The sequence below is a fragment of the Massilia antarctica genome, assembly GCF_015689335.1.
GTDB lineage: Bacteria > Pseudomonadota > Gammaproteobacteria > Burkholderiales > Burkholderiaceae_D > Telluria_A > Telluria_A antarctica.
In genome coordinates this window covers 758254-784202 of record NZ_CP065053.1, presented here as the reverse complement: position 1 = coordinate 784202, position 25949 = coordinate 758254, and the positions used below count along the sequence as shown (strand labels likewise).

The 25949-nt window shown below is 60.6% G+C and carries 16 protein-coding genes and 1 pseudogene; 7 read left to right on the top strand and 10 right to left on the bottom strand.

Annotation, left to right across the window (positions count from 1 at the left end; all coding sequences use genetic code 11):
* Positions 1–76: 76 nt before the first annotated feature.
* From IV454_RS32665 to IV454_RS03385, 8 genes and pseudogenes are all read right to left on the bottom strand, one after another.
* Complete coding sequence (locus IV454_RS32665) at positions 77–10888, bottom strand: putative Ig domain-containing protein (protein WP_229522041.1); 10812 nt, start codon at positions 10886–10888, stop codon at positions 77–79.
* Between the two features lies 1 nt (position 10889).
* Positions 10890–11801, bottom strand: coding sequence for a hypothetical protein (locus IV454_RS03415; RefSeq protein ID WP_206090336.1), 912 nt, complete (start codon positions 11799–11801; stop codon positions 10890–10892).
* 250 nt (positions 11802–12051) lie between these two features.
* Positions 12052–12351, bottom strand: a complete 300-nt coding sequence (locus IV454_RS03410) for a hypothetical protein (RefSeq protein ID WP_206090334.1) — start codon at positions 12349–12351, stop codon at positions 12052–12054.
* Positions 12352–12471: 120 nt separating this feature from the next.
* On the bottom strand, positions 12472–13818 hold the full coding sequence (locus IV454_RS03405; protein ID WP_229521913.1) for an ISL3 family transposase: 1347 nt from the start codon (positions 13816–13818) through the stop codon (positions 12472–12474).
* A 388-nt stretch (positions 13819–14206) separates the two neighbouring features.
* Positions 14207–14764, bottom strand: a pseudogene (locus IV454_RS03400) (GNAT family N-acetyltransferase); the annotation flags it as partial.
* Between the two features lie 453 nt (positions 14765–15217).
* Positions 15218–16387, bottom strand: coding sequence for a vWA domain-containing protein (locus IV454_RS03395; protein WP_206090332.1), 1170 nt, complete (start codon positions 16385–16387; stop codon positions 15218–15220).
* A complete protein-coding gene (locus IV454_RS03390; protein WP_206090330.1) occupies positions 16381–16989 on the bottom strand; it encodes a GNAT family N-acetyltransferase in 609 nt (202 codons plus the stop codon). Before IV454_RS03390 ends, IV454_RS03395 begins: the two co-directional genes overlap by 7 nt.
* Positions 16989–17855 carry an AAA family ATPase gene (locus IV454_RS03385; protein WP_206090328.1) on the bottom strand — a complete coding sequence of 289 codons (867 nt, stop codon included), beginning with the start codon at positions 17853–17855 and terminating at the stop codon, positions 16989–16991. The genes IV454_RS03390 and IV454_RS03385 overlap by 1 nt, the downstream gene beginning before the upstream one ends.
* A gap of 176 nt (positions 17856–18031) precedes the next feature.
* Between IV454_RS03385 and IV454_RS03380 the strand changes: the two genes are divergently transcribed.
* The 4 genes from IV454_RS03380 (at position 18032) to IV454_RS03365 (ending at position 21494) form a co-directional block, all read left to right on the top strand.
* Positions 18032–18352: a c-type cytochrome gene (locus IV454_RS03380; protein ID WP_054268424.1), complete on the top strand. Its 321-nt coding sequence runs from the start codon at positions 18032–18034 to the stop codon at positions 18350–18352.
* A 10-nt stretch (positions 18353–18362) separates the two neighbouring features.
* A complete protein-coding gene (locus tag IV454_RS03375) occupies positions 18363–18704 on the top strand; it encodes a c-type cytochrome (protein ID WP_206090326.1) in 342 nt (113 codons plus the stop codon).
* A gap of 106 nt (positions 18705–18810) precedes the next feature.
* Complete coding sequence (locus IV454_RS03370; protein WP_206090324.1) at positions 18811–19968, top strand: helix-turn-helix domain-containing protein; 1158 nt, start codon at positions 18811–18813, stop codon at positions 19966–19968.
* 50 nt (positions 19969–20018) lie between these two features.
* Entirely contained in the window at positions 20019–21494 is a 1476-nt protein-coding gene (locus tag IV454_RS03365; RefSeq protein ID WP_206090322.1) for an amidohydrolase family protein, read from the top strand.
* A 152-nt stretch (positions 21495–21646) separates the two neighbouring features.
* Here the strand turns inward: IV454_RS03365 and IV454_RS03360 are convergent, their stop codons facing one another.
* Both IV454_RS03360 and IV454_RS03355 read right to left on the bottom strand, forming a co-directional pair.
* Positions 21647–22072: a DUF1841 family protein gene (locus IV454_RS03360; protein ID WP_054268428.1), complete on the bottom strand. Its 426-nt coding sequence runs from the start codon at positions 22070–22072 to the stop codon at positions 21647–21649.
* A 184-nt stretch (positions 22073–22256) separates the two neighbouring features.
* Positions 22257–22865 carry an RNA pyrophosphohydrolase gene (locus tag IV454_RS03355; RefSeq protein ID WP_206090320.1) on the bottom strand — a complete coding sequence of 203 codons (609 nt, stop codon included), beginning with the start codon at positions 22863–22865 and terminating at the stop codon, positions 22257–22259.
* 204 nt (positions 22866–23069) lie between these two features.
* Between IV454_RS03355 and IV454_RS03350 the strand changes: the two genes are divergently transcribed.
* The 3 genes from IV454_RS03350 (at position 23070) to IV454_RS03340 (ending at position 25870) form a co-directional block, all read left to right on the top strand.
* Positions 23070–24803 (top strand): proline--tRNA ligase, encoded by a 1734-nt coding sequence (locus tag IV454_RS03350; RefSeq protein ID WP_206090318.1) that lies wholly within the window; start codon positions 23070–23072, stop codon positions 24801–24803.
* An 11-nt stretch (positions 24804–24814) separates the two neighbouring features.
* Positions 24815–25420: a lytic transglycosylase domain-containing protein gene (locus IV454_RS03345; RefSeq protein WP_206090316.1), complete on the top strand. Its 606-nt coding sequence runs from the start codon at positions 24815–24817 to the stop codon at positions 25418–25420.
* Positions 25421–25543: 123 nt separating this feature from the next.
* Positions 25544–25870, top strand: coding sequence for a hypothetical protein (locus tag IV454_RS03340; protein ID WP_206090314.1), 327 nt, complete (start codon positions 25544–25546; stop codon positions 25868–25870).
* Positions 25871–25949 lie beyond the last annotated feature (79 nt).

Genomic DNA, 25949 nt, shown 5'->3' with positions numbered 1-25949 from the left:
CGATGTGTCGTCGCCCCGCAATGCGCGGGGAACGGAAAACCATCGTCGACCAATGGGTCGACGATGGCGGACTCACTTAGCCAAGCCGTGGCGTCAGATCGACCAGGGCAGACGGCGCCTGCAGCGTTTGACTCGCCGTTCCGAATTGCGCCGATGAGAGCACGGCACCGGCCGGCATCATCGACAATGCCGCCAGATTGCCATTCTTCGCATACTGCGTAGCCAGATCGCCGCCCAGGGCGGCGGTATCGCTGCCACCGAGGTGAAAACTCAGCAAGGAAGAAGACAGCGCCCAACTCGTCAACGCAGGATTGGTGGTCCTGGCCTGGTCGAAGGCGCTTGCCAAGCCATCGAAGTTAAAGCGCTCTATCTTCTTGTTGTTGATGGCATTCGACGACGAAGGGTTGTAGTCGCTGGACCCTTCGACGACAACCTGCAGATTCGCGACACTGTGGTTATTCGCGTTCAGATACCAATCCTTGAACAAAAGTTGCTCTCCTGCGCCCGTTGCCAGGACGAGATCGTTGCCGCTCTTGTTGAACGCCAGGTCGGCATACAGGATGCCGTGTCCCAGAGAGATGGTATTGTCCTTGCCGGTGCTCGCCGCGATGACATCCTGGCCGTCGCCGCGATTGAACGCAATCACGTCAGCACCTGCGGCGCTGGTGATGCTGTCGTTGCCGGCTCCTCCAATCAACATCTCATTGCCTGCGCCACCGGTCAAGGTATCGTTGCCGGCACCGCCATCGAACAGGTTGTTGCCCACGCTATCCGTGAGCGTATCGACGCCTGCGCCGCCCTGCATGATGTCGTTGCCGCCGCCACCGTTCAATACATTGTTGCCGGTACTGCCGATGAGCAGGTTGGCCAGGGCATTCCCGGTACCGTTGACCGACGCGGAGCCCAGCAAGGTCAGCACTTCCACATTGTCGGCGAGGGTAAGGCTCAACGAGGATTCGACCCGGTCAAGCCCTTCGTTGGCCGCTTCGGTCACGACGTCGCCCACGTTATCGACAATATAGACGTCGTTGCCCAGGCCGCCGAATAGTTTGTCGGCGCCGGCCAAGCCATTCAAGGTGTCGTTCCCGGCGTTGCCATACAAAATGTTGATCGCCGCGTTACCGGTGAGAACATTGTCGCCCGCGTTGCCGCTGCCATCGATCGCGACGCTGCCGCCCAATGTCAGGTTTTCGACGTTGGCCGCCAAGGTGTAAGTGACGCTGGAGCGTACCAGGTCGATGCCCTCGGCCAGGCTCTCGGTGACACTGTCGCCAAGGTTGTCGACGACATAACTATCGTCGCCAGCGCCGCCGGCCATGGTATCGAGACCGGTACCGCCATCGATCAGATTGGCGCCACTATTGCCTTTGATGGTGTTGTTGAAGGAATTGCCGTTTCCGTTCAGGGCGCTTGAGCCCAGCAGTACCAGGTTCTCCAGGTTGGAGCCCAAGGTGTAGCTGAAGCTTGCCTGAACCGTATCCGTCCCGGCGTCCGTGTTCTCGGTGATCACATCGGTGGCGCCGTCGACGAGATAGGTATCGTCGCCCGCACCACCGATCATGCTGTCCGCGCCGGCGAGCCCGTCCAGGATGTTGGCACCGCTGTTTCCAACCAGCACGTTGGCTGCGCCATTGCCGGTGGCGTTCAGGTTGGCTGTGCCGGTCAGTGTCAGGTTTTCAAGGTTGGCGCCCAAGACGTAGCTGATCGCGGACTCGACCTTGTCGATGCCGCCATCGGCATTTTCGACGATCACATCGGCGAGAACGTCGACCACATAGGTGTCATTGCCGGCGCCGCCATCGAGCGTATCGGCACCGGCGCCGCCGGAGAGCGTATTCGCGCCGCTGTTGCCGGTCAGGACGTTTGGCGCCGCATTCCCGCTGCCATTGATGGCGGCCGTTCCGGTCAGCACGAGGCGTTCCACGTTCGCTGGCAAGGTGTAGGTAAGGGATGATTGGACCACGTCCGTGCCGCTGCTGAGCTCTTCCAGCACGATGTCGCCCGTCGCATCGACCAGGTAAACGTCGTCGCCGCCGCCGCCGACCAGGGAATCGGCGCCAACGCCACCGTCGAGGGTATCGTTGCCCGCACCGGACATGATGGTATCGTTGCCGCCCAGGCCATTGATGATGTCGTTGCCTGCGCCGCCCTTGAGCGTTTCGGACGCCGCGGTGCCGTTAATGGTCTGGTTCTGCACGCTGGCGACCAGACTGAAGACATCCGATACGCTCAGCTTGCCGGTATCGGTCGCGCTGACCCGGATGTCGAGCGTGGCCGCTGCCGTTGGCGTGCCGCTGAACACGCGGGTGCCCGGATTGAACGACAGCCAGGCGGGCAGCGCGCTGCCATCGGCCAATGCGGCGCTGTAGGTAAGAACGTCGCCGGCATCGGCATCGTTAAATGCCGCGCCGGCCACGGTGTAGCCGAAAGGCGCGCCCACGGCAGCGCTTTGATCCGGCAAGGCCGTGGCCAGGGTTGGCGCACGGTTCGCCGCGCCCGTCACCATGTTCACATAGGTGCCGGCGGCAGAGCCATAGTTATCGGTGCCCCATAAAACGAACTTGAACGTGCCCACGTTCGCCGTGCCCGGCGTGCCCGACAGAACGCGGGTGACCGGGTTGAACGACAGCCAGCTCGGGAACGGTGCGCCTGCTTCCATTGCGACGCTGTAGGTGACCGCATCGCCGACATCGCTGTCGACAATGGTCGCCGCCGGCACCGTATAGGTAAACAGACTGTCGGCCCGGGCGCGCAAGGTTGGCACGGAAGCCACCACTTTGGGCGCGGTGTTGGTGGCGGCGCGGTCCAGGATGGCCTGGATGGCGGCGCCGTCCCAGACGACGTTGTTGGCGAATTCCACGGTAGCGATCTTCCAGTCCATCATCGCTCCGTCGCCTTCGCTCTCGGCCCCGAAGTAGTTGGCGACCGTCACCTGGTCGCTGCTTCCCTTGATCTTGAGGACCAGGCTGTTGTTGGCGGTCCTGGAAAGCATGACGTCGGTATCGGCGATGCCGGCGGCAAACTGCAATACGTCGTGCGACGAAGCCACATCGAGATCGGTAATGGTGTCCTTGCCGTCGCCACGTCCGAACACGTAGCGGTCATTGCCGCTACCGCCGGTGAGCTGGTCATCGCCTGCGCCCCCGATCAAGGTGTCATTGCCGGATTGTGCGTTCAGGATGTTGGCTGTTTCGCTGCCACGGATGAGGTTATCCAACTGATTACCGTTTCCAAACATGACTTCGCCGATGAGGGTCAGGTTCTCGACGTTATCAGCAAGGGAATTCCAGGCGTCGGCGGTCAGCAACTGTGTATCGATGCCGCCGTTTTCCGCCTCCACCACGGTGTCGCTGTCCGAATCGACGACGTACACATCGTCCCCAGCGCCGCCTTCCAGGCGGTCGCCGCCGGCGCCGCCATCGAGACGATTCTTGCCGCCGTTGCCGATCAGGGTATTGTCGGACGCGTTGCCGACGCCATCGAGGTCGGCGCTGCCGGTCAAGGTCAGCATCTCGATGTTGGCGCCGAGCGTGTAGCTGCGATTGACCTTGACCGCGTCGAAGCCAGCGTTGTCCAGTTCGATGACCACATCGCCCGGCGAATCGATCACATAGCTGTCGTCGCCTTTTCCGCCAGTCATCAGGTCGTTGCCCGCGCCGCCATCGAGCGTATCGTTGCCGTCAAAGCCGTTCAGAACGTCATTGGCGGCGCTGCCCACGAGCGCCACGCCGCGCACCGGCACCAGCACATCGAAGACATCGGTGACGGACAAGCCCGAGCGATCGCTTGCGGTGACGGCAATACTGAAGCTGCCGCTGGCGGTCGGGGTGCCGCTGAACGTTTGCGTCGCCGGCGAGAAGCTCAGCCAGGATGGCAATGCTTTCCCATCGGCCAAGGTGGCGCGGTAGCTCAGCGCATCGCCCATGTCCGCGTCGGCGAAGCTATCAGCCGGTACAGCGTAGGCAAAGTTCGTATCGAGCGGCGCGACATGGTCGGGCAATGCCGATGTCAGCGCCGGGGCATTGTTTTTTGCAACGGTCAAGGAGATCCAGCTTCCTGCGGTATACGTGGTCCAGCTTCCGTTCACCACCTGCAAGCCGTCGGTGCCGTACAAGCCAATTTTCAAGGTCCCGACCTCGCCCAGACCGGGCGTGCCGGAGAACGTCCTCGATTTCGGATCGAAGCTCAGCCAGGCCGGCAAGGGGGAACCATCCGCCATCTTGGCCGAGTAAGTGAGACGCTGCCACAGATCCGGGTCCTTGATGGCGTCGCTTGGCGCGCTATAACTGAATGCACTGCCGCTGCGCGCGTTCAGTGGCAGCACATCGCCTGACGAGATCGGGTGCCGATTGTCCTGTTCCACCGCCCGGTACATCTCCGTGCCAGCCCATACCACGCCGTTGGCGAACTTGAACGAATGATTGGCGACGCCACCGTTGGCGTAGAAATTATCGAACAACAAGGTGTCGCTGGTGCCGGCAATGCCGAGCACCAGCGAACCGGAGAAACGGGTCAGCGTCACGTCGGCCGGCAAGATGTCAGCGCCGAACAGCACCGTTTTTTTCTCCCCCGAGTTGTTGGACGAGGTAGAGACAATATCGTCGCCATCACCACGCTTGAACTGGTAGGTATCGTTGCCGAAGCCACCGTCGAGGTCATCGTCCCCGGCGCCGCCGGCCAGCAGGTCGTCGCCCATGCCGCCGGTCAAGGTATCGTCGCCGCTACCGCCGCGCAAGGTGTCGTTGCCGTCGTCGCCGTGCAGGGCGTCATTGCCGGCCCCGCCGTCGAGAACGTCATCGCTGGCATAGCCGCCCAGGTCATCATCGCCGTCGGTGGCCGTGGTCAGGAACGTCGTCAGCGAGGCGGCATTCCACACAGTTCCATCGGCAAACGTCATGTCGACTTTGCCAGAGTAGCCGTTCGATAGCGCGGCAAAATACTCCTTCACCTTGATGGAACCGCTCTGGCCGACCAACACCATCAGGTCTTGCCCGCCGCGTTTGACGCTGACCGCGGACGGCAAAATCCCCGCGCCGAAACGCAGCATCCCCACGGTGGGGGAGTCCGACCGTGCATTGACAGTGTCGTGACCGTCGCCGAGCTCGTAGAGGAAGCTGTTTTTCCCGTTGCCGCCGATCAGGACATCGTCGCCGACGCCGCCCGCCAGGGTATCGTCGCCGGCGGCGCCATTGAGCGTGTCGTTGCCGGCGCCGCCTTCGAGCAGGTCGGCGCCGGGGCTGCCGCGCAGGTTATCGCCGCCGATGGTGGGCTTGAGCGCCATCGCGACCAGCATGTCCGGCGTCCATTTGGTGCCATTGTCGAACACGACCTGCTGCAGACCGTTATAGGGATTGAGCGGGGTGTCACCTTCGAAAAACCAGTCGACGGTGATCTTGTCGGTGGTGTTGGCGATACTCAGTTCGAGCCCGCCGTGGTCGCTGTCGGGTACCTGCCGAACCACGATGTCGGATGGGGTGACGCCCGGCTTGAACTTCACCGTGCCGAACAGCGGCTCGGCATTGTAGTTGCGCTCGATACGGTCCTGACCGTCGCCCTTGCCGAACAGGTAAATATCGTTACCATAACCACCATGCAAGGTGTCGTTGCCGGCGCCGCCGTCGAGCAGATCGTCGCCGCTTCCGCCGCTCAAGTGATCGTTGCCGGCAGCGCCGCGCAAAATATCGGCGCCATCGCCACCGTTCAGTGCATCGTTGCCGATGCCGCCATCGAGCACGTCCGCGCCGATACCGCCAAATAGGCCGTCATTGCCTTCGCCGCCCTCGAGCGTGTCGTCGCCGCCTGCGCCGTCGAGCTCATCGTCGCCGAGCCCGCCTTTCATCAGATCCGGCCCCGCCATGCCATGCATGCTGTCGTTGCCGGCGCTCGGGGTCAGCATGGTACGCACGATGTCCACCGCGGTCCATGCGGTCCCGTCTGCGAAGGTGATCCGCTGCAGGGGATTGGCTTGACCGCCGATCACATCGGCATTGAACATGCCGTTCACCGTCACTTTGTCGCTGCCGCCGGCGATGCTGATTTCAAGCGCGCCCAGATCGGTCCCGAAAGCGCTGTCGCGCACGCGCTTGATGCTCACGTCGGCCGGCGCGATCCCGGCCTGGAATGCCAGCGTGCTGACAGCAGTCCCATTGGCAAAGTAGTTGTACTGGATCAGATCCTGGCCATCGCCTTTGCCAAAGCGATACAGGTTGCTGCCCACGCCGCCATCCATCGTGTCGTTGCCCTGGCCGCCTTCGAGCGTGTCATTGCCGGATTCTCCGGACAGGACATCGTTGCCGGCCCCACCCGCCAGCATGTCGTCGCCTGCGCCGCCGTTGAGCGTGTCGTTACCAGCCATACCGCTGAGCTCGTCGGCGCCGGCAGTGCCCAGAACATAATCGTTGCCGTCGCTACCGGCGAATAGCATGGCTTGCATCGTTGCGAGGTTCCATACCGTGCCATTGGCAAATTTAACTTGATGCACCGAGCTAAACGCCGGGTTTTCCGGTTCGCGGCTGTCCCGGAACGCCTCGAACGTCACTGCGTCGGTGGTGCCGGCAATGTTCAATGTCCAGCTGCGGTCATACTCGCTTTGGGTGATGCGCACTTCGGAAGGCAACACCCCCTCTTTGAATTGCAAGGTGGTCAGCTTGCCTGCTTTATTGTCAGCATAGTCGTAGCGGCTATAGTCGTGTCCATCTCCCTTGCCGAACAAGAACACGTCGTTGCCGGGCCCATCCACCAAGGTGTCAACGCCCGCTCCACCGTCGAGCGTGTCGTCGCCGGCACCACCCGAGAGCCAATCGCTATCCGCACCGCCGTTAATCACGTCATTGCCGGCAGCGCCGTTGAGTCTATCGTTGCCCGGACCACCCGACAGGGTGTCGGCTCCGCCGGTGCCAGTGATATGATCTTCCCCGTCAGTGGGAATGCGCACCATCGCCTCAATCATGGCAATGCTCCAGACCGTGCCATCGGAGAATGAAACCTGCTGTACCGGGCTATAGGTGCTTCTCAGGTCGGCATGATCGAAAAATCCGCTGACCGTGATCTTGTCGCCGGTGCCCGCAATGCTCAGCTCCAGCTCGCGGCTACTTGAGTTGAAACGTTCTTTCGCCACGACCTGAGACGCATCAATTCCCGCCTTGAAGCGCAACGTGCTGAAGTTGCTCAGTTGCCTGTCGTTCGCCAGGATGGCATCTTCCCCGTCGCCTTTGCCGAACAGGTAGAGGTTGTTGCCGGCGCCGCCGAACGAGGTATCGTTGCCGGTGCCGCCATCGAGCACGTCGTTACCGTCGCCTCCCGCCAGCCAGTCGCGCCCGCCGCCACCGACGAGATTATCGTCGCCGCCATCCCCATTGAGCTGGTCGTCGCCGTCCAGGCCCAGCAACATGTCATCGCCCTCACCGCCATGGAGGACATTTGGTTCTGCCTGACCGAGCAGGATTTCGTCGGCGTCGGTGCCTGTGCGGCTCCCGCCAACGCTGACACCCAGACTCGCCAGTGTGGCGAGCAGTGGCGCATCAGCTGCAAGGCCCTTGGTCCATTCATCCAGCTTGGCCGCCGCCGTCAGATCGAAGCCGTATGCGCGCAGGGCGCCGCCGGCATAGCGATGTAACTCCACCAGATCGATCAATGCCCCGCTGGGATCACTATTCCTGCGCGCACCGAGCTTGCTTGCCATGGCACTAGCGTCGTAGCGCACCCCTCCTTGTGCATCGGTGACCACGACCACGCTGTCCAGGTAAGGTTTGAGATGGGTTTGCAAGGCGATTGCGCCGTACACGGATTCACGCAAACTATGGAAACTTTGCTGTATAAGCGCATCCTGTTCGGGCGACTTGACGATGAAACGATCACCCCGGTACGTGGTGATCAGATCCCAGCCTGCAAGGATAGTTCGTCCATTGAATCTTTCCAGCGTTGTGATTGTCTGGTATTCGTGCTGATTAAATTTCGCGAAATCTTCAATGACTGTGGGCTTCTGAAATGTCACCCCCCCAGTTTCAGACCAGGTCTCGATATTGTGATTTTTATCGATATCGATACTGGTGGGCATTGCACTGGTTGCCCCCCATGCATGGATCAGATCATCCAACTGGGCAAGCCGGCCCGCCCGCGTCGGAATAGCAGCGTAGGTGGTGAGCTTGTCGAGCAGCGCCGTACCTGCGGCACTGCCCATGCTGGCTGCCTCCTGCAATTGCCGGACCTGGCCTGACCCTTTCACGGCCGGCAGCACGCTGGCCTTGGCGAGTACGGGAATTTTTTCGATGAATTCGCTGTGGAAGGTATCCTGTATCAGATTGATGTCTCCCAAGTGGCCGACTTCGGCGATGGCCGCCGTTGTGCCGTCGGTTCTGGCATAAGTGCCCACATCGGCAAGTTGGTTGCCGTCCGCCAGGAACACACTGTTTTCGGTTTGTTTAACGCTGACGCTGGCAATGCCGAGTGCATCGAGCGTGAATAATTCATGGGCTTGAGAGATCGCGTCCTGGTTCACATCACGCCAGACGCGTAATGCATTCCAATGTGCATCCTGATGGTCGACCTTCCCATCCAAGTTGGTATCTTCCTGCAATAATGCGAAAAAGCCGTCGTAGGCCTTGCCACCGGCGGCCAGCGGCGTCGCATCGCCGAACAGTTCCGTGCCGTCATCGATGACGCCATTCGCATTACGGTCGAGCACCAGGAATCCATCATCCGGTTTGACCCAGCCGGTACTGATTTTGATGCCGTCTCCCGCATGGCTGAACATGATCGGCTGGGAGCTGGAAATGCCTGTCGTTTCAAGGCCATCGCCGTCGAGGTCGAGCGTGAGAGGATCGCGCCGGGAAACCCAACGCTGAGCCTCGGTGTACTTTCGAGCTACCTCTTCGTGGATCTCCGGCTTTTCCCAACCGTCATCGCCGTAGTGCGCGCGTGTGCGCTTCGGATCGGACGGCGGCTCGGTTGGCAATGCCTTGTCCGTTTCAGACAGGTAGATACCAAGTTGGCCGTTTTGCCAGTTTTCGATGGTCAACAGTCCCTGGGGACCGTTCACCAGCAGCGTGGTTCCGGCGATCGTATAGCTAACTTCTCCATCCCAAGAGGCATAGGCGCTTCCACCCTGCATGCGCCAGCCGCCGTCGAGGCGACGCTGCACGTAGCGCACCGTGCCATAACCATCGCTGTCGTTGACGGTATCGCCCTCGGCCGCCACGTAATAGTCGAAGCCCTCACCGCCTTCGAGTCTGTCGGCGTCCTTACCCCCTGCCAGAATGTCTTGGCCTTCGTCGCCGATCAGGCGATCCTTGCCGTCGCCCCCGGACAGGACGTCATCCCCGTCGCCACCCGTCAGAACGTCGTCGCCCTGGTCGCCATAGATGCGGTCATCGCCGCCGTGTCCAAAGAGATTGTCCTTGCCGTAACCGCCGAACAGGCTGTCGTTGCCACTGCCGCCCAGAATCTCGTCGTCGCCGTCCATGCCGTAGAGATGGTCAGCGAGTGCAGTGCCGCTTAAGGTTTCGTCAGTTTTGTTTCCGAAAGTAACTTTGGCCGCTGATTCGCCGAAAGGGGTACTGTTATCCACCTGAAGTTGCAGCTTAAGTGCGGTATCGGTGTAAATGACAGGATGGGAAGCGCTGTAGTCCACTAACTTGCGCGACCCGATTACTTTTAATAACGCGGCACGGTCTTCCATCCACAGTACAGGATAGGCGAGATTGCCATTTTCAACTGAATCATCGACCTTCCCGTCATCGGTCCAGCGCCGATAAATGATCGGGTGAGCGGAAGCAAGCTTGTCCTCACCTGCTGGATCGACAACCTTGAAAATGCTCAGGCTTTCCAACGCAATGAGCGAACCAAACGAGTTGTTGGCGGATGACTTCAAGGCGGGGATATCCTCGATCATTTCAATACCGATATTTGCTTCATCGAGGGAGTTGAAAAGATTCAGGCTATTCAGCGCAAACTCTGCCTTGTCACTTCTTGTATCTGCAATCTGGTTTCCCAGAAAAGTTCGGCGCAACATGTCGAGCACGGTGAATTTCCCCTGCTTCTCGATTTCGATGATATAGGGGGCTACCAAGGTACCGCCTGCCACCGCGCTGATGAATGGGGAAAGCGTTTTACTACTGATTGCTATGTTCAGCTGGGCTTCCAGGTCTTGCGCGATGGGGAGCGGATCTCCACTCCCCGGCTCGTAGGCCATTAGCTGCAGAAACATCTTCAAGGCAGATGCGAAGCCTTCAATCGCGCCGCTCTTCAATGCCGCGTCATAGGCATCCACAGCAAATAGAAGATTCTTCAGGTCGTCCAATCGATTAAATTGGGCGGTATCCGACGTCTTATCTCCGGCCATGAGCAATCGCCACGTTTCAAATGGTTTCGCTCCGCCAAGCACGTTAAATCCGATCGCGCCCGCCCAGCCGGCGTTGGCGGAGAACGCCGTGTCGTCCCTTAGATTGCCGTATAGCTCAACGCCGATTGCAGAAGCATCCGCCAGGGCGAGTTCGGCGATGGTCGGTATGGACCAGTTTTTTTTCGAATCCGCATTCTGGGTCAGATTAATCCAAAAATTCGTCGCTACTGCGTTGGAAGCGCGCTGCATCTCTGCGTCGGTGAAGGTACGTCCCAGGCGCACTTCGCCCTCGCGTGCAGTGTACGTGCGGATGAATGCCGCGTGCATTCCGGTATTACCGTTTGCCCCAATCGCGACATCCAGCCACAACTTGAGGGATTTTATGTGTGTGGTATCGGCGCTGGGTGGGTCATTCTGGTGCTCTTTCAGAATGTCGGAAAGGGTCTGATAAAGGACGACAAAATTGCCCGGCGCTGTGAGATTCACAGGGCAAAGATCGCGTGCTGCCTTGATTCTTGCTTGTTCGGCATTGCTAAAATAGAAGGTCATACTAATTGAGTATAAAAGAAGTTAATTTTGCATTAAATTTTCTGATCAAAAGCTCGCCATCCGCGAAAAAATTCGCTTCATTTATTCGAATGTGCCCAGAGAATTGATTGGAAATTGCAAAAAAAGAAATGCACGTGTATGTTGGGAAGGCGGGGTCTTTTTTTAGCTGCACTCCGGCACCACTCTTCTTCAGGCCTGTATCGCATGTAAAACGGATAGAATTCCCTAGGCCGTCCGTAAGGTGACGGAATTCGAACATCGGCCGCCAAAGATTCACATCGCTGATATCGCGGGGAACCGACTGTTCCAACGCGTACTGTGCGAGCGGCAAGACACTAATTGACGGATGATCTGCCAATTCCACAATCCCTTTCCTGGTCCACAGCGGGGGGGCGACAGGCCGAAAAGGATGCTCCGCGAAATCGCCGAAAAATTCGAGCATTCTGAAATCGGCGTGCAGCAAAGCCGGACCCAGGAGTAATTTTGCTTTTGTTGTGGAGATATCTTCGTACAGATCAATGCCATTCCACCAAAGCCTGATGTACACCTGTTTTGCCCTGCATTGAACATCCGGGTCCAATGGTCCCCCGGCATAATCCGGCAATCGCCATGTTTTCCCGGACACCGTTTTGAATTGGATAAAGCCGCTGGTCTGTGCGTGTTGAGGTTTTTCCGGCCTTGCCGAGGTTTGGGGTGCGTAGCACTTTACCTGAAGGCTTTCTTCCGCAAAGCTTGCTGTGCTAAACCCCGCAATGGCCAGAATAAGAAGGACATGTTTCCCAAGTTTGAGCCAAGACTGATTAAGATGTGATTTCATGTGGGCGGAAAATTGTATCTGTTCGGGATGGGATGAATTCGCGAAGTGGCGGCTTTGCTCTTTGCATTGGGAGCGCCGTTCTACCACAACTTGCATCGGTGCCAGGTATCATTTGATGAGTATGGAATGCGTAGTTCATAAGCAGTTATTTAAAGAGAAAATTAACGCCGAAAAAATCTCCACTTAACAAAAGTACGATAGATCATTGCCAATCGATGAGCGCGGCCGCACGAAAAATAGGGGTGATATAACCAAGTCCCTAGGGCTCCCATCAACAAGTCAAGACAAGCGCCAAGTCGAAGCGTTGTCCCCCGTTGGACCCGTTTCTGATACGCCGCGAAGAGGATCAATATCGGCCGTTGCATGCACAAGACATGTCACTCCAAGGACCAGCACCATGCGGTATCTGATATAAGGCGCCGAAATATTGCCAAGCGCACGCCGGGAAAAAAGTGAGACGAGTGCTGCGCATTGTATTGGGAATATCCAGTAAACCGTCACCAGCAAAGCAGGCGCAAGAAAATAAGTGGACACAACCGCCAGCGAGCTGCGGCGTGATACGGGTCACTCTGACGACATAACGAAGCATCAGTTTTGCAAGCGAGATCGTGCGCGGGGTTGCATCGTCCACCTCGATGATGAGCACATTATCTCCATCGGCTTGCAGAATCAACGCAGGGGCGGCGCCCGGTTCGTGACGGAAACCACGCCACGACAGGACGGCGCCGTAATGCAGCTTGGCAGGCTTGACTGAGCAACTTGGGCTCTATGACGTTTTCGGTGAAACTTGACGACCGTCGCGGTATCGCCTAATTGAAACAGACCTTTTTCCTGCTGTCTGCAAGGGATTGACAGGCAAATGAGTCAGCTTGGACATGCGCAGATAGGCGATGGCAATGAAATTGGCGGCGCTGCGGAAACCGCGCGCTGCACGCTTGGATTGCTGAAGCATGCCGTTCATCGCTTCGACATAGGCGTTACTGCGGCCATCGAGCATGCCGCGCACGACGCCCGGCAGTCGCTCGCGCAGCGTCAACGCCAGCTTCTTGAACGGCTCGAGTCGACTCCGGCGAGCCCACGACATCCAACTCTCCAGCGCTGACTGCGCCACCTCCGCGTTGTTGGCGGTAACGGCCTGCCGATAGGCGTCCCGCAATGCTTCCTTCAGCCGCCACGCCCTTGCAGTCTTGAGTCGGGAGCGCTGCAAGAGATACATCGTGTCGCGCTGGCGTGCCGTCCAGCTACGCGCGTCGCGACGCATTCCCCACATCAATGCGCGGACGGTCTTGCGTTCGATGCCCAAGGCGCTGCGAACGACACGCGGCTGTTCCGCCATTTCCAGCTTGCGGACCTTGTCCATGGCATCGTTGGCCATGGCAATGACGTGGAAACGGTCGAAGCTGATCTGAGCCTGCGGCAATTGCTCGGTGACGCCCTTGACGTAGGCCTGGCTCATATCCATACAGACATGCGCGATTCCCTGCACCTGCCCGCCATGGGCAATCAGATCGGCCTTGAAAGCGGCTACCGTCTCGTGGCCGCGGCCTTCGGTGGCGAACAGCAGGCGCTTGGCGTCCAGATCGTGAACAACAGTCACATACTGGTGACCGCGCCGAAGGCTGGTCTCGTCGATGCCGATGAGCTTCACGTCGCTCATGTCGTCCTTGCCGCGCGCCACCGCGACGTAATGGCCGACGCTGCGCCACAGGCGATGCGCCGTCACACGCAGCAGCCGGGCGGTCTCGGCCACCGTCATCGTCTGGCACAAGGACATGGCCAGCGCCTCGAAAAGCAAGGTGAAATGACTTCCAGGTCGCGACCACGGCACCTCAATGCGCGAGGTCTTGCCGCAGGAGCGGCAGCGCACGCGCGGTACTTCGGCGTGCACCCAAGCTTCATATTGGAAGAAATCGAGATGTCGCCAGCTGCGCCGCATGCGGCTGTGGATCTTCTGTGCTGGTGTCTCGCAAACGGGGCAGGCCATCTCCTCGCTTTGATAGCGTACTTCGAAATCGATCCGTCGCGCCCCAGTGTCGAGCTTGAATTCAGTCACCTCCCACGGAGCTTGCAAGCCCAGCGCGGTGGTGAACAAGGTTTCCATGCTAATACTCAAACTGCCTTCTCCAGCCGGATACGCCGGCACGCCTGTTATCCATGGTCATCGCCACGGCCTGCCGCGTCGACGACCATGGCCCAGCGTATGCGCCCTACATGCCGTCAAGGGTGCGCTACGCCGGCACGCGCACAACGCGCGCCGCCCTTGACCGCATTCCGGGACGGCAAAAACTCACAGCATAGCCGATGTCAAGTTTCACCGGAAACGTCATTGGGCCGCAACTTGACGCCGAAGGCTTTCGCGGCGTGGACGAAAGAAGCCGGACTATACCGTGCTGCTAGCTGTCGGTATGGGGATTCGGGAGAAAAGAGCTTATGGTGAATTGCGCGAACTCCTTGCAACACCCAAAAAAATGATGGCCTGCTGATCATTAAATGACTCATTACTAATGGTGCTCGGGCCGATTGCAAATATCGAATGATATTCCACCGGCAATATATCCAAAAAATACATTCGTCGCAATGTATTTATTGCAATTTTTCAAAACACATGCCGTCCGGTGCAGCTGCGATTTGATCTTTGGCCATTCGCCGCGCACGATGCTGTACATGACCGTGTCGCGCACGGTGCCGTCGCGGCGCAGGGCGCTGTGGCGGATCACGCCATCCTTTTTGGCGCCGACGCGCTCGATGGCGGCCTGCGAGGCATGATTGAAATTATCGGTGCGCAGCCCCACCGCCGCGCAGCCGAGCGTGTCGAACGCGTGCGAGAGCAGCAGTTTGCAGCTGGTGTTGACATGGCTGCGCTGGAGGCTTTTGGCGTACCAGGTCCAGCCGATTTCCACCCGGTCGACCTTGGGCAGGATGTCATGGTAGCTGGTGGTGCCCATCACAAGGCCGCTGAAGGCGTCGGTCACGGCAAACGCCAGCCGGTCCGGCATATCGAGCGCGTTGCGGATGTACTGCTCCACGTCCTGCGGTTCCGGCACCGAGGTGGCGCGGATGTTCCCGGGGAACGGAAAACCATCGTCGACCGATGGGCGATGCGTTAGGGTAATATCGCGCGACCATCGTCGACAAATAATCGCGTGGACAGCCGCACCCGGAATACATCGATCGAAGACGGCACGCCTGGTAGTGCGGCGTAAAAGCCCGTGTAGGAATCGGCAGGGGAATCTGTCGTCTCAGCATCTCGATCGGCACGGCCGGTAACTTGGCCGATGTCCACAAGTTACACGGGCTGTTGCATGGCCGCGAGGAAGGTCTGCACGACGATACGGGCTATCGCAGCGTGACGAAGCGTCTCCGCAACCCGGTTGAGATAGTAAATTTTGCTGCCCAAGCAAGCAAGGAGCCATCTGAAACGTGTACTCGACTGCCAGCATAACTGGCGTCAACGATGATGCATTCAGCCTTTTACTTAGCGGTAGGGTGCGTCCCCCCAATGCGCTGGAAAACTATTTGCTCAAGGTGCGCATGGCGCGTTCCAGGCCTTCGATCGTGAGCGGGAACATGCGGTTGCTCACAATCTGGCGGATCACGGAGATCGACTGGCGGTATTGCCAGACGCCTTCCGGCTCGGGATTGAGCCAGGCGAATTTGGGGAACGCCGTGCAGAAGCGCGCCAGCCACGCGGCGCCGGCTTCTTCGTTGTTGTATTCGACCGAGCCGCCGGGATGGAGCACTTCATAAGGGCTCATGGTGGCGTCGCCGACGAAAATGAGCTTGGTGTCGGCCGGGTACTTGCGCAGGATGTCCCAGGTCGGAAAGCGTTCGGCGTTGCGGCGCCGGTTGTTCTTCCACAGGTAGTCGTAGACGCAGTTATGGAAGTAAAAGAACTCCATGTTCTTGAATTCGGTCTTCGCCGCCGAGAACAGTTCCTCGGTGCGTTCGATATGGTCGTCCATCGAGCCGCCCACATCGAGCAGCATCAGCACCTTGACCTTGTTGCGGCGCTCCGGCCGCATCTTGATATCGAGGTAGCCGGCATTGTTGGCGGTGGCTTGGATGGTGGCGTCGAGCGCCAGTTCGTCTTCGGCGCCTTCGCGCGCGAACTTGCGCAGGCGCCGCAGCGCGACCTTGATGTTGCGCGTGCCCAGTTCGCGTTCGGCGTCGTAGTCGCGGTAGGCGCGCTGTTCCCACACCTTGACCGCGGTACGGTTGCCGCCTTTGCCGCCGATGCGCACGCCCTCCGGATTGCTGCCGCCATTCCCGAACGGCGAGGTGCCGCCGGTGCCGATCCACTTGCTGCCGCCTTCGTGGCGCTCCTTCTGTTCCTTGAGCAGTTCGTTCAGGCGATCCATCAGCTTGTCGTAGCCGAATTTTTCGAGCTGGCGTTTCTGTTCGTCCGACAGTTCGCGCTCCATGCGCTTGACCAGCCAGTCGAGCGGAATGGCCGCATTCGTCTCGAAAGCGGCGTTGATGCCCTTGAAATACTGGGCAAAGGCGCGGTCGAACTTGTCGTAGTGCGCTTCATCCTTCACCAGGGTGAGACGCGAGACATAGTAGAAGTCGTCCATCGAGGCGCCGGTGACATTGCGCTCCATCGCTTCGAGGAGGGTGAGGAACTCCTTGATCGTGACCGGGATCTTGGCGTCCTTGAGCGTAAAAAAGAAGTCGATCAGCACCTTATGCTCTCCCCCCTCGCCCCCGCCCGCTGCAGCCGGTAGTGCAGCTGCGACTTGATCTCTGGCCATTCGCCGCGCATGATGCTGTACATAACCGTGTCGCGCACGGTGCCGTCGCGGCGCAGGGCGCTGTGGCGGATCACGCCATCCTTTTTGGCGCCGAGGCGCTCGATGGCGGCCTGCGAGGCGTGATTGAAATTATCGGTGCGCAGGCCGACCACCGCGCAGCCGAGCGTGTCGAACGCATGCGAGAGCAGCAGCAGCTTGCAGCTGGTATTGACATGGCTGCGCTGGCGGCTCTTGGCGTACCAGGTCCAGCCAATTTCCAGCCGGTCGACCTTGGGCAGGATGTCGTGGTAGCTGGTGGTGCCCATCACCAGGCCGCTGAAGGCGTCGATCACGGCAAACGCGAGCCGGTCGGGTATCTCGAGCGCGCTGCGGATGTACTGCTCCACGTTCTGCGGTTCCGGCACCGAGGTGACGCGGATGTTCCACAGTTCGCCGTCGGTCGCGGCCGCGCGCAGGCCGTCCGCGTGCGAGCGCGCGAGCGGCTCCAGGCGCACACCGTTAAATTCGAGGGTGAGGGCGTCGACCTGGATCATCAGCGGTTGGTCCGCGACATATAGACCAGGCGCTCGAACAGATGCACGTCCTGTTCATTCTTGAGCAGGGCCCCGTGCAGCGGCGGCACGATGGCCTTGGCATCCTGGCTGCGCAGCGCTTCGGCCGGGATGTCTTCGGCCAGCAGCAGCTTGAGCCAATCGAGAAATTCGGAGGTCGAGGGCTTTTTCTTCAGGCCCGGCACGTCGCGCACTTCGTAGAAGCTTTGCAGCGCCTGCGCCAGCAAGTCCTGTTTCAAGTTCGGGTAGTGCACCTTGACGATCTGCTCCATCGTATCCTTGTCGGGGAATTTGATGTAATGGAAGAAGCAGCGCCGCAAGAACGCGTCCGGCAGCTCCTTTTCATTGTTCGAGGTGATGATGACGAGGGGCCGGTGCTTGGCCACGACCATTTCGCGCGTCTCGTAGACGTAGAACTCCATGCGGTCAAGTTCGCGCAGCAGGTCGTTGGGAAACTCGATGTCGGCCTTGTCGATTTCGTCGATCAGCAGCACCACCGGCTCGGGCGCGGTGAAGGCCTGCCACAGCACGCCCTTGACGATGTAGTTGTGGATGTCGCGCACACGCTCGTCGCCGAGCTGGGAATCGCGCAAGCGCGACACCGCGTCGTACTCGTACAGGCCTTGCTGGGCCTTGGTGGTGGACTTGATATGCCACTGCATCAGCGGCATGTTCAGCGCGGCGGCGACTTCCTCGGCCAGCATGGTTTTGCCGGTCCCCGGCTCGCCCTTGATCAGCAAGGGACGCTGCAAGGTGAGGGCGGCGTTGACCGCCAGTTTCAGGTCGGCGGTGGCGACGTAACTGTCCGAACCCTGGAAGCGGTGCGCCTGCGAATGCGATGCGTGCATGGAGGTGTATGGTCAAAAGTGGAATTATTTGGAGTATATGCCAGAACCGGAAGGGCGGCACTGCAACACCGTGAAAGTGGACGGGTCACTTCACTTCGGTTAAAATCTCAGGTTGATAGTGCAAAACATAATAATTTTGCACGCGCGATACCCGATTATCACTTACCCTCGCCACCATGAAAAAAATCATCGCACTCCTCGTGCTCGCCTGCGTCGCGAACGTGTCCGCCGCAGCGGACATCGTTGGAAACGCCAAGGCTGCAAAAGTTGAACAATGTATCGGCTGCCACGGCATCGCCGGTTACAAAGCGACTTTCCCTGAAGTCTATCCGGTGCCGATGATTGGCGGCCAGTCGGCCAAGTACATCGAAAACGCGTTGAATGCGTATAAAAAGGGCGAGCGCAAGCACCCTTCGATGCGCGGTATCGCGGGCAGCATGTCCGACCAGGACATCGCCGACGCCGCTGCCTACTATTCGCAGCAAGTGAAAAAATAAGGACAGAGCCATGAAAAAACTGATGATCGCCCTGTTCTGCGGCGCTGTTTCCCTGAGCGCCACCGCCGGCGGCAATATCGCCAACGGCGAAGCCCTGGTCAAGAAGCGCACCTGCGCGTCGTGCCACGGCGCCGACTTCAACAAGCCGACCAACGAGATCTATCCGCGCCTGGCCGGCCAGCACGCCGAGTACCTCAAGCACGCGCTGATCGCCTACAAGCGTGGCGATGGTCCGAATGGCCGTAACAACCCGATCATGGCCAGCAATGTCGCCGACTTGTCCAACCAGGACATGGCCGATATCGCCGCTTACCTGCACAGTCTTCCGTCGGACCTGGTCCTGAAGCGCTAAACCGCACCGGCAAGACCGACGCTGTCACCAAGGCGCCTTCCGTCTTCTCCTCGCCGGGAAGGTGGGAGGCGCTTTGTTTTTGTCCCCTTTAAACTGGCCTGAACCCATGACGCAAAGCGCGCTGTCCGTACTCCTGCTGCTGGCAATGGGGCAGGGCGTGTTCCTCGCGCTTGCCCTGCTGGCGGCGCGCCAGGCCGAGCTGCGCGGGGCCAACCGGCTGCTGGCCGCCCTGCTGCTGGGGAGCGTGGCCGTCATCGGCCATGCCTGGCTGGGTATCAACCGCCTGTATGCAACGTATCCGCACAGCGCCCTGGCGATTGCCACCATCGGTTTGCTGAGCGGGCCGCTGCTGTATTTATATCTGCGCAGCGCCCTGACCGGGCAGCGCCTGGGCGCGCGCGACTGGCTCCACGGAGCCCCGTTTTTGCTGGCGACGGGTGCCATGCTGCCGTTTTACCTGCAAAGCGCAGCGGCCAAGCTGGCCTGGATGCAGCACCGCCCGGCGCTGCCGTGGTATGTCGGCGTGTCCGTGCTTGTGAAAACGCTGCTGTTCATCTGCTATGTGGTGGCCAGCTACCGCCTGATTCGCGATGCGGCAAGCGGTCCGCTGGCCGCCGGCCTGGCGCGCCTGACCAGGATCTGGGTGCTTGGCGCGGCCGGCAGCGTGGCCGCCTTCGGCATGGAGTTCCTCGACGTGGAGTTGCCGCTGTCGTCGGATGCGCTGGGCGCCATCGCGCTGGCCTGTTTTGTGTACGCGACCGCTTTCCTGGCGATCCGCTTGCCGCTCGGCTACCGCGCGCACTTGCCGGCGCCCGCCCCCTTGCCCGAACCGGCCCCCCGTTATGCCAACAAACGCCTGTCGGAGCCGGACCGCGCCAGCTTTCTCGATGCACTGAAACGGTGCATGGAAGTCGACCAGGTTTACCGCAACGGCGAACTGACCCTGGACGAACTGGCCGCGCTACTGGCCATGACGCCGCACGAACTGTCGCAACTGATTAACGATGCCTGCGGCGTCAACCTGCAGGAATACCTGAACCGCTACCGGGTCGATGCGCTCAAACTGGCGCTGCATGCGCCCGACCAGGCCAGCGTCAGCATCCTCGACCTGGCGCTGGCCTGTGGCTTTAACAGCAAGACGACCCTGAACCGCGCGTTCAAGAAACAGACCGGCCTGACCCCGTCCGAATTTCGCCGCGGCGGCGCTGGCGCGGGGCCGGAAACAGGTGCCGAATCATCATCTGGAACGACTCCCCCGGGCTAAATCGTGAAAATAGGCTCATTCGCCCCTTCACTCACAGCCACGGAGTTTTCATGAAACGCACCCTGTTGTCGGCCTGCCTGGCCACCCTGATGTTGTGCAAGCCGGCCTTTTGCGCCGACCTGACCTGGATTTCAAACGTCAAACTCGTCTCGCCCGAAAAGCTCGACCGCATCGAAACGGGCAGTGTGCTGATCGACGGCGGACGCATCACGAGGGTCGAACGCGGGCCGGCCAAGGCCGCGCCGAGCGGCGCCAAGGTCGTCGACGGCAAGGGTTACTACCTCACGCCGGGCCTGATCGACTCCCATGTGCACCTGCACGCCGTGCCTGGCATGAGCATGGAGCAGGGCGCGTCCGGCGACAGCATGGCGCAAAACTACTTCCGCCAGATGCCGCGTTCCTTCCTGTATCACGGTTTTACCACCGTGATCGACCTGGCGGTATCGGACTACGGCGTGATCGACCGCTTCCGCAAGGAGCCGCTGCATCCGGACGTATTCCATTGCGGCGAAGCGCTGGTGCTGGCCAACGGCTACCCGATGTCGTTCATGACGCCGGATACGCGTTTCAAGAGTTTCGGCAATTTCCTGTTCGATCCGGCCATGCCGACCGCCGTGCCGGCCGAATTTGCCCCGGCCACCCACACGGTAGCCGCTGGCGTGGCGCGCGTGGTCAAGGCTGGCGGCATTTGCGTGAAGACCCACTTCGAGCGCGGTTTCGGGGCCAACCGCAACCTGCCGGTGATGAGCAGTGCCAAATTCGCCGAAGTGCGCGCCGCCACCACGCAAGCCGGCAAGGTCCTGGTCACCCACGCCAATTCGTTCGAGGCGCAGTCGTTCGCGGTGGCCGGCAAGGCGGACGTGCTGGCGCACGGCATGTGGCACTGGGGTGCGCTGAACGGCCAGGCCGGCCTGCCGAACGAGATCAAGGCGCTGCTCGACAAGATCGTCGACCAGCGCACCGGCTATCAGCCGACCATGCAGGTGCTGTACGGACTGCGCGCTTACGTGGAATCGGGCTACCTGAACGATCCGGCGCTGCGCAAGGTGGTGCCGGCGTCATTGTTGGCCTGGTTTTCCACGCCCGAAGGGCAGTGGTTCAAGCCCGAAGTGACCGAAGGGGAGGAAGACGCCGCCGTCATGCCGGGCATGGAAGGGCCGCTGCGGCGCCAGCGCGCGGTGGTGGCCTACCTGGCCGGCCGCGACGCCAATTTCGTGTTCGGCTCGGATACGCCATCGTCGCCGACGTACGGCAACCTGCCCGGCCTGAACGGCTACCGCGAGATGCAGCAGCTGCACGCGGCCGGCATGTCGCTGGCGCAGATCTTCAAGGCGGCCACCATCAACAATGCGCGCACCTTCAAGCTCGATGCCGAACTTGGGTCGATTGAAGTGGGCAAGGCGGCCAACCTGCTGCTGATGAAAACCTCGCCGCTGGAGGACGTGAGTGCGTACGACAGCGTGGTGACGGTGTGGGTGCGTGGGCAGCAGACGGCGCGGGAGGCGCTGGCGGCTGACTATAAATAGGATCAGTCGGGCCGCGTTATTTGCTAAGCGAATTAACCGTGAAATCGTCATTCCCGCGCAGGGCTAGGCGCCCCCACGGCAATCCAAGTAATGCCGGCGACTCGAAGTTGCCTTGGATTCCCGCGTGCGCGGGAATGACGGTTTGGGCAGCATCACGCGCAGCGCGCGCGTACGCATTCGACGTAGGCGACGCTGTCGGGCGGCACGCCGTTGCGCTGCGAGGTCCAGATCATCTGGCCCAGGCACTCCATGATTTCGTGATGGGCGTCGTGCGCACCCAGGCGCTGGGTCAGCGCAGTGCAGGCGGCGCGGATGCCGGGCGGCTGGTCAATCGACACCTGCTCGGCGATCGACAGATGCATCGACAGGTGCAGGAAGGGATTGGCCTGGCCGCCATCGACCGAGTAGTCGCGTGCCAGGGCCGCCTCGGCGTCGGACAGCACATCGGCGTATTCGGGGTGCTGGACGATCCAGTCGGCGGCGATGGCGTCCATCGGGCTGAGAATCTCGCCGCTGCGCTGCTTGCGGTAGGCTTCGCAGAAAAAACGGCGCACATCGTCGGAAGAGGGGGTGAACATGGTTGGCGGGACAGGCAAATGAGGTAGGCCACATTGTACCGCCATCGCCACGACGCCGTCCCGGCCCGTCCAATGGCCCGGGGCGGGCGCCGGACGCGATGCTGGTGCGCCAACTTGCCTTATGTGCAACTTCGAGGGCGAAAAAACGGCGCCGTGAAGCGCCGTCGGGTGTTGCGATTGCCTGCTATTGCTTGCCCGGCACCAGTACCAGCTCCGCTTCCGGGGCGCAGGGCTGTTCCGGGGTCGGCTGGCGCGGCGCGTGCGGCTGGCGCAGGTAGCGGGCCGTGTGGCGCCGTTCGTGCGTATGGCCGCCATTGGCCGGCCAGGTCAGGAAACGCGATAATTCCTGCAGGGCGCGCTGGTAGACATCGCGCTTGAACTCGATGACGACATCGAGCGGCACCCAGTAATCGTGCCAGCGCCAGGCGTCGAATTCCGGATGGTCGGTCAGGCGCAGGTTGACGTCGTTATCGCGCGCGCACATGCGCAACAGGAACCAGATCTGCTTTTGCCCGCGGTAGTGGCCGCGAATCTCGCGCTTGATAAAATGGTCGGGTACTTCATAGCGCAGCCAGTCGCGCGTGCGTCCCACAATCTTCACATGCTCCTGGCGCAAGCCAATCTCTTCCTCCAGTTCGCGATACATTGCCTGTTCCGGTGTCTCACCGTATTTAATGCCCCCTTGCGGGAACTGCCACGAGTGCTCGCGCACCCGCTTGCCCCACCACACCTCGTTATGGGCGTTTAGCAGGATGATGCCGACGTTGGGCCGGAACCCTTCACGGTCGAGCATAGTGCACCTCGAAACTTTCTGCCAGCGCGCGTCCTTCTTACATATTTACCCACAAATTCTGGTCCCCGCCAGGCTTTCGGGGTACGAAAACGGCGGGAACCGCGTCAAACGGGCCCATTTGTATAAAGATTGGACGCATCAGCCAGCTAATCCTTTAAAATTAGGTTGATTATAACCCTCTCTTTTTAAAAAGAATTCACCGATATGCGTGCCTCCCGTTTTTTTATTTCAACTTTAAAAGAAGCACCGTCCGACGCTGAAATCGTCAGTCACCAGCTGATGATGCGCGCAGGAATGATCAAGCGCCTCGGCTCCGGCATCTATACGTACATGCCGACCGGCTTGCGCGTGATCCGCAAGGTCGAAGCGATTATCCGTGAAGAAATGAACAAGGCGGGCGGCATCGAAATGCTGATGCCCCTCGTGCAACCAGCCGAGCTGTGGCAGGAAACCGGCCGCTGGGAAAAGATGGGCCCGGAACTGATGCGCGTGAAAGACCGCCACGGCCGCGAGTACGCGATCCAGCCGACGTCGGAAGAAGTCATCACCGACGTGGTGCGCTCCGAAATCAAGTCCTACCGCCAGCTGCCGCTCAATTTTTATCACATCCAGACCAAGTTCCGCGACGAGCGCCGTCCGCGTTTCGGCCTGATGCGCGGGCGTGAATTCACGATGAAGGATGCCTACTCCTTCGACCGCGACGAAGCGAGCATGAAGGTCTCGTACCAGATCATGTACGACGCCTACACCGCCATCTTCAACCGCTTCGGCCTGAAATTCCGCGCGGTGGCGGCCGACAACGGCGCCATCGGCGGCTCCGGCTCGCACGAATTCCACGTCATCGCCAGCACCGGCGAAGACGCCATCGTCTACTGCCCGACGTCCGACTACGCGGCCAACATGGAAGCGGCCGAAGCGCTGCCGCTGGCCGCCGCGCGCGCCGCCGCCACGGCACCCCTGACCAAAACCGCGACGCCGGGCACCACCAAGTGCGAGACCGTGGCCGAGCTGCTCAAGCTGCCGCTGTCGCAGACCGTCAAGACCATCGCCCTGACGGTGGAAAAGGAAGTCGGCGGCAAGCAGGTGCTGGAAAACTGGATGCTGCTGCTGCGCGGCGACCATGAACTGAACGAGATCAAGGTCGGCAAAGTCGCCGGCCTGGCCGCGCACCGTTTCGCCACCGACGCCGAGATCCTGGCCTGCTACGGCAGCATTCCCGGCTACCTGGGGCCGATCGGCACCAAACAGCCGGTCACCATCGTTGCCGACCGCACGGTCGCCAACATGGCCGATTTCGTCTGCGGCGCCAATGAAGAAGGCTTCCACTACACGGGCGCCAACTGGGTGCGCGACCTGCCGGAAGCGCTTGTCGCCGACCTGCGCAACGTGGTCGAAGGCGATGCTTCGCCGGACGGCAAGGGCGTGCTGGCGATCGAGCGCGGGATCGAAGTCGGTCACGTGTTCCAGCTCGGGACCTCCTACTCCGAGAGCATGAAAGCGACTTTTCTGGACGAAAACGGCAAGCCTGCGCCGCTGCAGATGGGTTGCTACGGGATTGGCGTGACGCGTATTCTGGGTGCGGCGATCGAGCAGAATTTTGACGACAAGGGCATCATCTGGCCGGCCGCGATCGCGCCGTTCGAAGTGGTCCTGTGCCCGATGGGGATGGACCGCAGCGAGATGGTCAAGACCGAAGTCGAGAGCCTGTACGCGGCCTTGCAGGCGGCCGGCGTGGACGTCATCGTCGACGATCGCGGGCTGCGTCCGGGCGCCATGTTCGCCGACTGGGAACTGATCGGCGTGCCGCACCGGGTGGTCATCGGCGAGCGTGGCCTGAAGGAAGGCAACCTCGAATACCAGGGACGGCGCGATGCCGAGGCGACCGCCGTGCCGGTCGCCGGCATGGTCGAGTTCATCAAAGGCAAATTGAGCCAGTGAGCGGATCGGTCATGGTCAATACGCTGGCACAGGTGGTGCTGGCGGCCGCTCTGCTGTGCTCCTGGAGCGCGTGGGCCGGCAACCAGAAAGAGGAAGCGATGGCCGACTCGGTGCGGCTGGCGCTGTCGAATGCGATCAAGGACACGCGTCCGCCGCAGCCCGTGTTTCGCGACGAGGCAGGGCGGGCGCGCTACCAGCAATGGCTGGCGGCGATGTCGGACCGGCTCAAGCGCAAGCTGCCGGACGACCAGGTGCGGCTCGAATTCCTGCAATCGGTCTGGTACGAATCGAACCGTGCCGGGCTCGATACGGGCATGGTGCTGGGGCTGATCCAGGTCGAATCGGCGTACCGCAAATACGCCGTCTCGATGGTGGGCGCGCGCGGCTACATGCAAGTGATGCCGTTCTGGACCAACGTGATCGGCGATAGCGACCGTAGCAAGCTGTTCCACATGCAAACGAACCTGCGCTACGGCTGCTCGATCTTGCGCATGTACCTCGACATGGAAAATGGCAACACCTACCTCGCCTTGGGCCGCTACAACGGCAGCCGCGGCAAGCCCGCCTACCCCAACTCCGTGCTGGCCGCCTGGGAAAAGTGGAAATTTCCTACCTAAGAACGCGGATACCCCCTACAACCGGGGTCTGACCTCTGATTCGAAATTAATTGCAAAACCGGTGGCTGGCGTATCGTTGACAGCTCCGGTTTGCCTGCCCGCACTTGTAAAGGACTGCCTGTCTTGAGTCGTAGCCGTCGTCGCAGCCCCATCTGGGGAGTTACCACGTGCAGCAGTGAACGGTGGGACAAGAAGGATTGGCATGGCCGCTTCCGTATCCGCGAACGCCAGGCGCTGGCGGCTGCCTCGCCTGAGGCGCTGAAGTCCCACCTGCCCGTACTGGAACGCCAGGTCAGTAATGTGTGGTCCATGGGGAAGGACGGTCATCATTACCATCCTTTGGCGGAGCAGATCTACTGGGCCGACTGGTTCGCTCAGCGAAGAGGCCGTAACGTGCACGAGTGCGCGGCACTGAAAAAACGCCTGCTGCACAAGTGGATGCGCAAATGATCCGCTGCATGCCTTCGCCACGCACACGCCAGACGCACCGGGAAAATTTCTAATCAGAGCTCTGACCCCGGTTGTAGGA

Excerpts from the sequence above, each read along its gene's own strand:
- IV454_RS03385 (WP_206090328.1), bottom strand. The coding sequence starts at position 17,855 with ATGCACGCATCGCATTCGCAGGCGCACCGCTTCCAGGGTTCGGACAGT.
- IV454_RS03355 (WP_206090320.1), bottom strand. The coding sequence starts at position 22,865 with ATGCTCGACCGTGAAGGGTTCCGGCCCAACGTCGGCATCATCCTGCTA.
- IV454_RS03370 (WP_206090324.1), top strand. The coding sequence starts at position 18,811 with ATGACGCAAAGCGCGCTGTCCGTACTCCTGCTGCTGGCAATGGGGCAG.
- IV454_RS03375 (WP_206090326.1), top strand. The coding sequence starts at position 18,363 with ATGAAAAAACTGATGATCGCCCTGTTCTGCGGCGCTGTTTCCCTGAGC.
- IV454_RS03345 (WP_206090316.1), top strand. The coding sequence starts at position 24,815 with ATGGTCAATACGCTGGCACAGGTGGTGCTGGCGGCCGCTCTGCTGTGC.
- IV454_RS03380 (WP_054268424.1), top strand. The coding sequence starts at position 18,032 with ATGAAAAAAATCATCGCACTCCTCGTGCTCGCCTGCGTCGCGAACGTG.
- IV454_RS03365 (WP_206090322.1), top strand. The coding sequence starts at position 20,019 with ATGAAACGCACCCTGTTGTCGGCCTGCCTGGCCACCCTGATGTTGTGC.
- IV454_RS32665 (WP_229522041.1), bottom strand. The coding sequence starts at position 10,888 with ATGACCTTCTATTTTAGCAATGCCGAACAAGCAAGAATCAAGGCAGCA.
- IV454_RS03390 (WP_206090330.1), bottom strand. The coding sequence starts at position 16,989 with ATGATCCAGGTCGACGCCCTCACCCTCGAATTTAACGGTGTGCGCCTG.
- IV454_RS03360 (WP_054268428.1), bottom strand. The coding sequence starts at position 22,072 with ATGTTCACCCCCTCTTCCGACGATGTGCGCCGTTTTTTCTGCGAAGCC.
- IV454_RS03415 (WP_206090336.1), bottom strand. The coding sequence starts at position 11,801 with ATGCAAGTTGTGGTAGAACGGCGCTCCCAATGCAAAGAGCAAAGCCGC.
- IV454_RS03350 (WP_206090318.1), top strand. The coding sequence starts at position 23,070 with ATGCGTGCCTCCCGTTTTTTTATTTCAACTTTAAAAGAAGCACCGTCC.